This is a genomic window from uncultured Sphingomonas sp. (assembly GCF_913774285.1).
GTDB lineage: Bacteria > Pseudomonadota > Alphaproteobacteria > Sphingomonadales > Sphingomonadaceae > Sphingomonas.
Genome location: NZ_CAJYHX010000004.1, coordinates 65522 through 76443 on the forward strand (window position 1 = coordinate 65522; position 10922 = coordinate 76443).

The following is a 10922-nucleotide window of genomic DNA, read 5'->3' on the forward strand; positions in this document are numbered from 1 at the left end:
ATCAGCCCTTCGGCGGCACTGCCGTCGAACTGCGCTTCACGATCTCATGCTCCAGAACGCGATCTCGGCGCGTGCGGGTCTTGGGCGAGGCGCCGCGTGCCTCGTCCGCGACCAGCGCCAGCGCCTCGGCAGCCAGGCGGCGGACCGGCTGGTGGATCGTCGTCAGCGGCGGCCACAGCGTTACCGCGGCGGTGGTATCGTCAAAGCCGACAACGGTGAGCTGGCGCGGCACATCGAGCTGGCGGCGGTGCGCGACGGAGACGATGGCGGCGGCCATGTCGTCGTTGCTGGCGAACACCGCGGTGGGCGGCGCGGGCCCGTCGAGCAATTCCTCGCCCGCGGCGAGCCCGGAGGCATAGCTGAAATCCCCCTGCACCAGCTGCACGCCCGCATCGGGGAAATCGCGCATCGCATCCTCCACCCCGGCGCGGCGCTCGGCGCTTGCCGCCTGGTCGGGATTGCCGACGACGAAGCCGAGCCGGCGATGGCCGAGATCGAGCAGGTGGCGCGTCATCTCATAGGCGGCGCGGCGGTCGTCGATACGCACGCAGGTGGCGCCGGGCACATGATAGGCGCCGATCGCGGCGATCGGCACGCCCGCCCCCTTCAGCGCGCGCAGCACCACCGGCGCCTCGCCGAGCGGCGGGGCGAGCAAGATGCCCGAGAGGCCCGAGGCGACGAACCGCGCCAGTTCCGCTTCCGCCGGCGGGCGCCCGGCCTCCCCCTTGAGCAGTACCAGCCGCGCCCCCCAGGTTGATGCTTCCTCGAACACGCCGGTCAGCAACTCGCTCATGAAGGCGGCGCTGGGATTGGAATAGACCACGCCGATGCGCAATTCGGCCGAGGTGACCAGGCTGCGCGCGGCGACATTGGGGACGTAGCTGAGCTCGGCGATCGCCTGCTCCACCGCCTCGCGCGTCGCGGCGCTCACCCCGGCGCGGCCATTGATCACGCGCGACACGGTCATGGCGGACACGCCCGCCTTGGCCGCCACGTCGATGATCGTCGCTCCTTGCACCGGCTTGCCCGCCTTCGCCACGCTGCTCTCCCTGCCCCCGATTTCGGCAGGACGTACGCGATGCGGGCGGATCGGAAAAGCCGCGATGCGACGCCGGCTTGTGCCAGGGCAGGGCGCAGCTATGCAGGCCTGACCAAGGAGAGAGAACCCCGATGCGCCACGTCCTGCTGCTCGACCTGCACGATGATCCGGAGGCGATCGCCGCCTATCGCCATTGGCACCGCCCGGGCGGGCCGCCCGCCGCCGTCACCCAGTCGATCCGCGACGCCGGTATCGAGGCGATGGAGATCTGGCACGCCGGCGACCGACTGGTGATGGTGATGGAGACCGGCCCGAGCTTCGATCCCGAGGCCAAGCGCGCGCGCGATGCTGCCGATCCCGACGTCCAAGCCTGGGAGACGCTGATGGACGGCTTCCAGCGCCGGCTCGCCTTTGCCGAGCCCGGCGTGAAATGGGTCCCGACCGAACAGATCTTCGCGCTCGCCGATCAGCCCTGACCAACGGACACGGCGTCGGTCAGAAGGCGACGATCGCCTTCAGCACATGATCGGCCTCCTCGATCAGCGCGGGCAGGCGCTGAGGGAGGTCGTCGGCATCGACGCTGTGGGTGTGGAGCTTGTCGGTGGGCACGTCGCCCGAGCGGATCGCCGCGATCACCCGCTGGAAGTCGGTGACCAGCGCGTTGCGGCTGGCGATCAGCACCGCCTCGCGCTTGTGGAATTCGGGGTCGGCGAAGCTGAGGTCGCCCGGCGCCACACCGACCAGCAGCAGCGCGCCGCCATGACCGACGAAATCGAGGCTGCGGCGCATCGCCGGCAGCGATCCGGTCGCGTCGATCACCACGTCGAACATGTCGCCTTGCGTCCGCGCTGCCAGCGTGTCGCCGAGCGCGTCGTCGACGACCAGGCCGTCGAAGCCGAGCTGCTCGCGCGCGAAGGCGAGCCGCTGGGCGCGCTGGTCGACCAGGGTCACATCGAACCCGTCGAGCCGGGCGAACAGCGCGCTGGCGATGCCGATCGGGCCGGCACCGACCACCAGCATCCGCCCCTCACCGTCCTTGGGCACGCGCGACACGGCGTGCGCGCCGATCGCGAGAAACTCGATCATCGCCGCCTGGTCGACGCTCAGCCCCTCGGCATCGATCACCGCGCTCGCCGGCACCACCAGCAGGTCGGCCATGCCACCGTCGCTGTGCACCCCGAGCACGCGGATATTGACGCAGGCATTGGGCTTGCCCTTGCGGCAGGCGACGCAGTGACCGCAGGCAAGATATGGGTTGATCGCGACCGTCTGCCCGAGCGTCAGCGTCGTGCCATCGCCCAGCGCCACTACCTCGCCGCCCAGCTCATGCCCCATCACCCGCGGATATTGCAGGAAGGGGTGGCGGCCGGCGAAGATATGATAATCGGTGCCGCACAGGCCGACGCGGTGGATGCGGATCAGCACCTCGCCGGGGCCGGGCGTCGGCGCCTCGCGCTGGATCTGGGTCAGCTCGAACGGCGCGTTGCAGAGGATGGTACGCATGGCATGGGTCTCCTGCCGAAGCCCTGCCATGACCGTTCGCATATATGCAAGTCGGTTTTCCTAAGCGCCAAGCTCCATCGCATAGGCGCGCACCGCATTGCCGCCGAACACCGCGCCCTCGGCTTCCGGGTAGTGGCGCGCTACGTAGCTAGCGATAAGTTCCTGCGTATCGCCATAGCGGCCGGCGAGTTCGCACACAGGCCAGTCCGATCCCCAGAGGATGCGTTCGGCACCGAAGCAGGCGAAGACATGGTCGAGATACCGCTCGAAATCGCCTGGTTGCCAGTCTCGTGCGGCCTCGGTGACCAGGCCGGAGACCTTGCAGAACAGGGTCGGGTAGCGCGCGGCGGCGGCAATCTGATCAGCCCAAGGCTGCCAGGCACCCGCGGCGATGTTCGGCTTGGCGGCATGGTCGAGGATCAGCCGGCCCTCGCCGACCCGCTCGAGAAAGGCGGCCACGGTGCCGAGCTGCGCGGCGTTGACCAGCACGTCGTAGCTGAGCCCCGCCGCCAGCGCCGCACGCACGCCGGCCACGAACGCGTCGCCCAGCAGGAAGTCGGCATCGGGCTCGTCCTGCACGACATGGCGATAGCCTAGGATGGGCCCCGCCGGTCGCGTAGCGATCCGCTCGGCGATGTCGGGCGCGCGCAGGTCGATCCAGCCGACCACGCCCGCGATCCGCGGCTGATGCGCGGCGCAGTCGAGGAGGAAGGCGGTTTCGCCCGCACTCTGCCGGGCCTGCACCGCAATGGCGTGATCGATACCGACGGCCTGCATCTCGCGCGCGAGATCGTCGGTGTCGAAATCGCGCGCGATGGCGCTGCCGGGTTCGATCCAGCCGAACGCTTCGGGGGTATAGTGCCAGAGGTGGTGGTGGGCGTCGATCCGCATGCCCCTGCATAGCGGAACCGGGCGCTTCACGGGAAGCGCAACCGTACCCGCCCGCAAGGCTTTGTTTTGCAAGGCTTGCAACCCTTCCCTGTCCCTCCGGTTGGTCGATCGACACGGCGCCGCGTGCCGCCAGCCGGAGAATGTAGATGGCGACGAACCCCTCCCCCCGCACCGCCGTGATCACCGGCGCTTCCAGCGGAATCGGCCGCGCCACCGCCCGACTGTTCGCCGAACGCGGCTGGAAACTGGTGCTCGCCGCCCGCGATGCCGGGGCGCTGGAGACGCTCGCCACGGAGTTGCGCGGGCGGGGTGCGGCGGTGGCGGTTGTTCCCACAGACATCGGCGACAATGCCGCCGTCCTGGCGCTGGCCGAGGCGGCACAGGCGTTCAGCGGCACGATCGACCTGTGGTTCGCCAATGTCGGGATCGGTGCGGTCGGACGGTTCGAGGAGGTGCCGATCGAGGCGCACGAGCAGGTGCTGCGATCCAACCTGATGGGCCATCTCTACGAAGCGCATGCCGTGCTGCCGATCTTCCAGCGTCAGGGTCGGGGTGTGTTCGTCAACATGATCTCGATGGTCGGATTCGCGGCCGCGCCAATGGCCGCCGCCTACTCGGCGAGCAAGTTCGGGCTGAAGGGGCTTTCCGAAGCGCTGCGTGCCGAACAGGCGGCGCACCCGCACATTCATATCTGCGACGTCTATCCGGCGCTGGTCGACACCCCCGCGCTCGATCATGCCGGCAACTATACCGGCAAGGCGATCCACCCGCCGACGCCGCTGCTCGAACCGCGCCGCGTCGCCGAAGCGGTGGTGCGTCTCGCCGATCATCCTCGGGCCACCACGCTGGTGGGCGCGCAGAACTGGGCGGCGCGGATCGGCCATGCGCTCGCGCCAACGCTCAGCCTGAAGATCATCGACCGCTGGTTCGAAGGCTATTTCGCCCAGGCGCGACCGGCGGCGGTCACGTCGGGCAACCTGTTCCACTCGCCAGGCGACGCTCCCCGCGTGGACGGCGGCTTCCGCAAGCCAGTGACGCGGCGGCTGCCGTTGCTGCTGGTCGGCGGCACCCTGCTGGCCTTGAGCGGTGCGGCACTGCTCCGCCGCGCGTCGCGCACGGAACCAAGCTAGGCTATGTTCGTCGCCTCGACGTTGAGAGAGGAATGCAGATGACCACCAATCCGACGCGCGACCGTACCGAGACCGAACGCCATGCCCATGCCGTCGACGCGCAGGGCGCACCGCCGCGCGACGGGCGCCTGGATGCGCTAGCCGGGGACGACCCAGACGGGATCCCGATGACGGGGGAAGAAGACCCGTTCGTGGAAGCGGAGCAGTTGTCCCAGGACGCGGGGGACGACGCCGAGGCCGAGGCGCATCCGTCGTAATGGGGCCTAAGCCCCTCCTCCTTGGAGGAGGGGTTTGGGGGTGGAGGGATTCCAGAACGCCCGTTGGTCGCTGCGAGACATAGCCCCACCCCAACCCGCATCAGGTAAACAGCGCCCGGCGCTGTTTAGGCGCTGCCGGGGACAGCGCCGACCTGATGCGCCTAAAGGGCAGGGGCTTGAAGCTGGCTACAGCACCACATCCACCGCGTGGATCGCCACGCCGACCAGCCCGCCGACCACGGTGCCATTGATCCGGATATATTGCAGGTCGCGGCCCACGGCGTTCTCCAGCCGCGAGGTGACCGTCTGCGCATCCCAGCCGCGGATCGTGTCCGAGACCAGCCGGACGATGCCGTCTCCATAATCCGATGCCGCCCCCACCGCCGCGCGCCGCACGAAGCGGTTGATCGTCCGCGCCAGCCTGGCATCGGTCTGCAGCGTGCCGCCGAATTGGCGCAGCGCCTCGCCCATCCGGCCGCCCAGCGCCCGCTCGGGATCGCGCGCCAGCCGCAGCATCGCGCCGCGGCTCTGCTCCCACAGCCCTTCCACCCAGCGCTGAAAGCCCTCGTTCTCCAGCATCTCGAGCTTGAAGCTCTCCACCTTCGCCTGCAGCTCGGGATCGTGCTGGAGGCGGTCGGCGAGGCTCTCCAGCCCCTCCTCCACCTTGGCGCGGACGGGATGCTCGGGATCCTCGGCCATCTCGTCGATCAGCTTCTTCAGCCCCTCGATGATCTTGGTCGCGAGCGTCTCGTCGAGCCCGGTCCAGCGCATCACCGATCCGGCGCGGGCATGTACCATCTCGCGGATCAGATGCTCGTTCGCGTCCAGGATGCGCGCCCCGCCCCGGATCATCGAATCGAGCAGCGGCAGGTGCCGGCCATTGGCGATCGCCGCCGCCAACGCCTGGCCGAACAGCGGCGCGACGTCGATCGCGCGGAGCCGCGAGGCGATCGCGCCCTTCACCATGCCGCCCAGCCGCTCCTGGTCGAGTGATTCGAGAATGTTCGCCGCCAGCCGCGACGCCCCCGCGCCGATCCGCCCGGTGCCGTGCGACGGCGCCGCCAGCCAGCGCCCCGCCGCCCCCGCCACGTCCAGCCGCTGCATCCGCCGCGCCACCACCCGCGGGATCAGGAAATTGGCGCGGAGGAACTGGCCGAGCGTCTCGGCGATGCGATCCTTGTTGCGCGGGATGATCGCGGTGTGGGGGATCGGCAAATGGAGCGGGTGACGGAACAGCGCGGTCACCGCGAACCAGTCGGCCAGCCCGCCGACCATCGCCGCCTCGGCAAAGGCGCGGACGAAGGGCAGCGCCGGGTGCAGCCCCTGGACATGGCGGGCAGCGAGGAACAGCGCCGCCATCGCCAGCAGCAGGCCGGTGGCGACCATCCGCATGCGCCGGAGGCCGGCGGGCGGAGGGTCGCTGCGGAGACGGGGGGCAAGGCTCATGGGTGGTGCAACGCTGCGGGGGCCGCGTGCGCTCCGCTCAGCCTTCGCGGTGCACCGCGAACGGGCCGTTCGCCTGGTTCACCGGCATCAGCTCCAGCGTGTTGACCGCGAAGTGCGGCGGCAGCGTCGCCACCCACAGCATCGTCTCGGCAATGTCCTCGGCGGTCATCGGGTTCACGCCCGCATAGACCTTGTCCGAGGCTTCCTGGCTGCCGGTGCGGACCAGGGTGAACTCGGTCTCGACCATGCCCGGCTCGATCGAGGTGACGCGCACGCCGGTGCCGATCAGGTCGGCGCGCAAGTTGAGCGTGAACTGGCGGACGAATGCCTTGGTCGCGCCGTACACATTACCGCCCGGATAGGGATAGGTTGCCGCCACCGAGGACAGGTTGATGATACCGCCCTTCCGCTCGACCAGGCCCGGCAGCAGCTTGTGGGTGATCGAGACGAGCGCGGTCACGTTGGTGTCGATCATCGTCTGCCAATTGTCGAGCGACGCCTTCTGGGCCGGCTCCAGCCCGAGCGCGAGGCCGGCATTGTTGATCAGCAGGTCGATCTCGGAAAAGGGCGCGGGCAGGCTCGCCAGCGCTTCGTCGCGCGCGGCGTCGTCGCGGATGTCGAAGGCGAGGGTGTGGACGCGCTCGCCGGCGAGCTTCTCCAGCCGATCGGCGCGGCGTCCGGTCGCGACCACATGCCAGCCGGCATCGGCAAACGCGCGGACCGAAGCTTCGCCGATCCCGGCGGTGGCGCCGGTGATGAGTACGGTAGGCATGGCAACTCCTGAGCGTAACGGGTTTCCCCTCCTATACGCACGCCGACGCAGTTTGGATCAGCTTTTTGCGCGGGGCACAGCGACCGACCTCGCGGAACCGCGCCCATGCTCGTGCGGTTTCGGTCCCCGAGCGATGGAGGATTTGGAATGGCCGCAGAGCAGCTGGAAATCGACGACACCACCCTGTTCGACAATCTCGACGATCGCCAGGTGGAGTTCGATGGTCGGGTTGACGGCGAATCGTATCAGTTCGCCGTGCAGTACAGCGTGATCGAGGCACTGAGCGGCAGCAAGCCCGACGGCGATGCCGAGGAAAGCTTCCGCCGCTACCGCGAGCCGATCGCGCAGGCCGCCCTCGCCGCGCTCGCCAACGGCCCCGACCGGTCGATCATCGTGATCAGCGAGAACGACCTCGACCAGGAGGCCCGCGCATGACCGAAGCACGCTGGGGCGACGACGCCAGAAACCCGCCGATCGACTGGACGATGAGCGCGGCGCTGGAGAATGTCGTGCGCGGCGGCGGCGACATCGCCGAGGTCACCAATCTGGGCGACGCGGTGCGCGCCTGGCGCGGCCTCGACCCCGACCATCGGGCGCACGCCGTCCTGATCCTCGACCATCCGGTGCACATCGACGGCGCGGCAGTGAATCGCTTCGAAGGCGAGGGCATCGCGGCGCTCGCGGAGCGCCTTGCCGACTGAGCCTCCGAAGAGGGGCCGTTGAAGATTGCAACGCCCCCTCTTGGTGGTGCGGAAGGTCCCTCAGCCGGACGCCCGATCAGACGTCGAGATTGGCCACGCTGAGCGCATTCTCCTGGATGAAATCGCGGCGCGGTTCGACCACGTCGCCCATCAGCTGGGTGAAGATCGCGTCGGCCACGTCGGCCTGATCGATCGCCACCTGCAGCATCGAGCGGTTCTGCGGATCGAGCGTGGTTTCCCACAGCTGCTCCGCATTCATCTCGCCCAGCCCCTTGTAGCGCTGGATCGCCAGGCCCTTGCGCCCGAAGGCGAGGATCGCGTCGAGCAACTGCGACGGGCGGGACACCAGGCTCTCGCCCTTGCCGACGGCGACGGGCGCTTCTTCCTCCGGCACCGGCGCATCCACCTCGGTCGCCAGCCCCTTGTTGGAGACGAGCTTCGACGGCGTCAGATAGGCCGCAGCCTGCTCGCTCGCCAGCGTGTGCAGCTTGCGCGCCTCGGCCGAGACGAGGAAGCTCGCCTCGACGATGTGATGGTCGGTCACCCCGCGCCAGAGCCGCTCGAAATGATAGCCGCCATCCTCGGTGATGCGCGCGCTCCACCGGGCTTCGGTGTCCGCGGCGTTGAGCCGGGCGACGACGGTCTTCAGTTCCTCGGCATGCTGTTCGCGGCTCACCGACGGATCGAGCGCGCCGCCCAGTGCCAGCGATTCGATGATCATCGGATCGTAGCGGCGCGGCACGTAGCGCATGAGGGTACGCATGCGGCGGGCATGCTCGACCAGCGTGCGCAGGTCCTCGCCCGAGCGCTGGCTGCCATTGGTGTCGAGCACCGTGCCGCCCACGCCCGCATCGACCAGATACTGGTCGAGCGCCGCGTCGTCCTTCAGATACACCTCGGACCGGCCCTTGGTCGCCTTATAGAGCGGCGGCTGGGCGATATAGAGGTGCCCGTTGGTGATGATCTCGGGCATCTGGCGGTAGAAGAAGGTCAGCAGCAGCGTGCGGATATGCGCGCCGTCCACGTCGGCGTCGGTCATGATGACGATCTTGTGGTAACGCAGCTTGTCCGCGTTGAAATCGTCGCGGCCGATGCCGGTGCCCATCGCCTGGATGAGCGTGCCGATTTCCTTGGACGAGATCATGCGGTCGAACCGCGCGCGCTCCGTGTTCAGGATCTTGCCGCGCAAGGGCAGGATCGCCTGGAAATGACGGTTGCGCCCCTGCTTGGCCGACCCACCGGCCGAGTCACCCTCGACCAGGAAGAGTTCGGACTTGGCGGGATCGCGCTCCTGGCAATCGGCCAGCTTGCCGGGCAGCGAGGCGATGTCCATCACCCCCTTGCGCCGGGTCAGTTCACGTGCGCGCTTGGCCGCCTCACGCGCCGCCGCCGCGTCGATGACCTTGGCGATGATCGCACGCGCGTTCTGCGGATTTTCCTCCAGCCAGTCGGCCAGCTTGTCGGCGATCAGCGATTCCAGCGGCTGGCGCACTTCGGAGGAGACCAGCTTGTCCTTGGTCTGGCTCGAAAACTTCGGATCGGGCAGCTTGACCGAGACGATCGCGGTCAGCCCTTCGCGCATATCGTCGCCAGTCAGCGTGACCTTCTCCTTCTTCAGGAGGCCCGACTTGTCGGCATAATTGTTGAGCGTGCGGGTCAGCGCGGCGCGGAACGCCGCGATATGCGTGCCGCCGTCGCGCTGGGGGATGTTGTTGGTGAACGCCAGGACGTTCTCATAGTAGGAGTCGTTCCACTCCAGCGCGATGCGATCGGCATGGATGTCGCGCTGGAATGGAATGACAGCTATTATGAGAACGTCCTGGCGTTCACCAACAACATCCCGCAGCGCGACGGCGGCACCCATATCGCCGCCTTCCGCGCCGCGCTGACCCGTACGCTCAACAATTATGCCGACAAGTCGGGCCTCCTGAAGAAGGAGAAGGTCACGCTGACCGGCGACGATATGCGCGAAGGGCTGACCGCGATCGTCTCGGTCAAGCTGCCCGATCCGAAGTTTTCGAGCCAGACCAAAGACAAGCTGGTCTCGTCCGAGGTGCGCCAGCCGCTGGAATCGCTGATCGCCGACAAGCTGGCCGATTGGCTGGAAGAGAATCCGCAGAACGCCCGTGCGATCATCGCCAAGGTGATCGACGCCGCCGCCGCGCGCGAGGCCGCCAAGCGCGCCCGCGAACTGACGCGGCGCAAAGGCGTGATGGACATCGCTTCGCTGCCCGGCAAGCTGGCCGATTGTCAGGAGCGCGATCCCGCCAAGTCCGAACTCTTCCTGGTCGAGGGTGACTCTGCCGGTGGTTCGGCCAAGCAGGGGCGCAACCGCCATTTCCAGGCGATCCTCCCCTTGCGCGGCAAGATCCTGAATACCGAGCGCGCGCGGTTCGATCGCATGATCTCGTCCAAGGAGATCGGCACGCTGATCCAGGCGATGGGCACCGGCATCGGCCGCGACGATTTCAACGCGGACAAGCTGCGGTACCACAAGATCGTCATCATGACCGACGCAGACGTCGACGGCGCGCATATCCGTACGCTGCTCCTGACCTTCTTCTATCGCCAGATGCCCGAGCTGATCGAGCGCGGGCACCTCTATATCGCGCAGCCGCCTCTGTATAAGGCGACCAAGGGCCGGTCGGAGGTGTATCTGAAGGACGACACCGCGCTCGACGAATATCTGGTCGAGGCGGGCGTCTCGACGATGGTGTTGGAGGGCGCGGGCGGTGCGCGGTCGGGCAATGACCTGAAGGCACTGGTCGACCATGCGCGGCGGATGCGGACCCTGATGCGCTACGTGCCGCGCCGTTATGACGCGTCGATCATCGAGGTGCTGGCGCTGGCCGGGGCGCTCGATCCGGTGCTCACCCGCGAGCAGCGGATGGCGACGGTGGTCGAGACCACGCGCCGGCTGGAATCGGGCGATCACGAGGCGCGCTGGTCGGCGCGGCTCACGGAAGATGGCGGCGTCCATTTTGAGCGGCTATGGCGCGGCGTGACCGACCATCACATCGTCGAGGCCAGCTTCATCGCCTCGGCCGAGGCGCGCAAGCTGCACACGCTGGCCGCCGAACAGGCCGAGAGTTTCGCCCATGCCGCCAAGCTGGTGCCGCTGCGCAACGCCGCGACCGAGCCGTCGGCGGACGTCGTGCCGACCGATGAGGACGGCAACGCCAC

Annotated in this window: 10 protein-coding genes and 2 pseudogenes; 6 read left to right on the forward strand and 6 right to left on the reverse strand. The window is 68.3% G+C overall.

What is annotated here, in order from left to right:
* Position 1: 1 nt before the first annotated feature.
* Positions 2-1039, reverse strand: coding sequence for a LacI family DNA-binding transcriptional regulator (locus tag QZ670_RS01490; protein ID WP_294251023.1), 1038 nt, complete (start codon positions 1037-1039; stop codon positions 2-4).
* A gap of 131 nt (positions 1040-1170) precedes the next feature.
* On the opposite strand from QZ670_RS01490, the gene QZ670_RS01495 reads away from it, so the two are divergent.
* Positions 1171-1515, forward strand: a complete 345-nt coding sequence (locus tag QZ670_RS01495) for an L-rhamnose mutarotase (RefSeq protein WP_294251026.1) — start codon at positions 1171-1173, stop codon at positions 1513-1515.
* 19 nt (positions 1516-1534) lie between these two features.
* Here QZ670_RS01495 and QZ670_RS01500 read toward each other — a convergent pair whose 3' ends face one another.
* A complete protein-coding gene (locus QZ670_RS01500) occupies positions 1535-2542 on the reverse strand; it encodes a zinc-binding alcohol dehydrogenase family protein (protein WP_294251029.1) in 1008 nt (335 codons plus the stop codon).
* A gap of 60 nt (positions 2543-2602) precedes the next feature.
* Entirely contained in the window at positions 2603-3433 is an 831-nt protein-coding gene (locus tag QZ670_RS01505; RefSeq protein ID WP_294251032.1) for an amidohydrolase family protein, read from the reverse strand.
* Positions 3434-3579: 146 nt separating this feature from the next.
* On the opposite strand from QZ670_RS01505, the gene QZ670_RS01510 reads away from it, so the two are divergent.
* Positions 3580-4563: an SDR family oxidoreductase gene (locus tag QZ670_RS01510; protein WP_294251035.1), complete on the forward strand. Its 984-nt coding sequence runs from the start codon at positions 3580-3582 to the stop codon at positions 4561-4563.
* Positions 4564-4601: 38 nt separating this feature from the next.
* Entirely contained in the window at positions 4602-4820 is a 219-nt protein-coding gene (locus QZ670_RS01515) for a hypothetical protein (protein ID WP_294251037.1), read from the forward strand.
* A 186-nt stretch (positions 4821-5006) separates the two neighbouring features.
* Here QZ670_RS01515 and QZ670_RS01520 read toward each other — a convergent pair whose 3' ends face one another.
* Positions 5007-6212: a DUF445 domain-containing protein gene (locus QZ670_RS01520; RefSeq protein WP_294251040.1), complete on the reverse strand. Its 1206-nt coding sequence runs from the start codon at positions 6210-6212 to the stop codon at positions 5007-5009.
* A gap of 91 nt (positions 6213-6303) precedes the next feature.
* Positions 6304-7038, reverse strand: a complete 735-nt coding sequence (locus tag QZ670_RS01525) for an SDR family NAD(P)-dependent oxidoreductase (RefSeq protein WP_294251043.1) — start codon at positions 7036-7038, stop codon at positions 6304-6306.
* A gap of 147 nt (positions 7039-7185) precedes the next feature.
* On the opposite strand from QZ670_RS01525, the gene QZ670_RS01530 reads away from it, so the two are divergent.
* Together QZ670_RS01530 and QZ670_RS01535 are read left to right on the forward strand one after the other, a co-directional pair.
* On the forward strand, positions 7186-7473 hold the full coding sequence (locus QZ670_RS01530) for a DUF1488 family protein (protein ID WP_294251047.1): 288 nt from the start codon (positions 7186-7188) through the stop codon (positions 7471-7473).
* Complete coding sequence (locus QZ670_RS01535) at positions 7470-7739, forward strand: hypothetical protein (RefSeq protein WP_294251050.1); 270 nt, start codon at positions 7470-7472, stop codon at positions 7737-7739. Before QZ670_RS01530 ends, QZ670_RS01535 begins: the two co-directional genes overlap by 4 nt.
* A 76-nt stretch (positions 7740-7815) precedes the next feature.
* On the opposite strand, the pseudogene QZ670_RS01540 reads toward QZ670_RS01535, so the two are convergent.
* Positions 7816-9504 (reverse strand): annotated as a pseudogene (locus QZ670_RS01540) (DNA gyrase subunit B); the annotation flags it as partial.
* On the opposite strand from QZ670_RS01540, the pseudogene QZ670_RS01545 reads away from it, so the two are divergent.
* Positions 9499-10922, forward strand: a pseudogene (locus tag QZ670_RS01545) (toprim domain-containing protein); the annotation flags it as partial. The pseudogenes QZ670_RS01540 and QZ670_RS01545 sit on opposite strands and share 6 nt — an antisense overlap.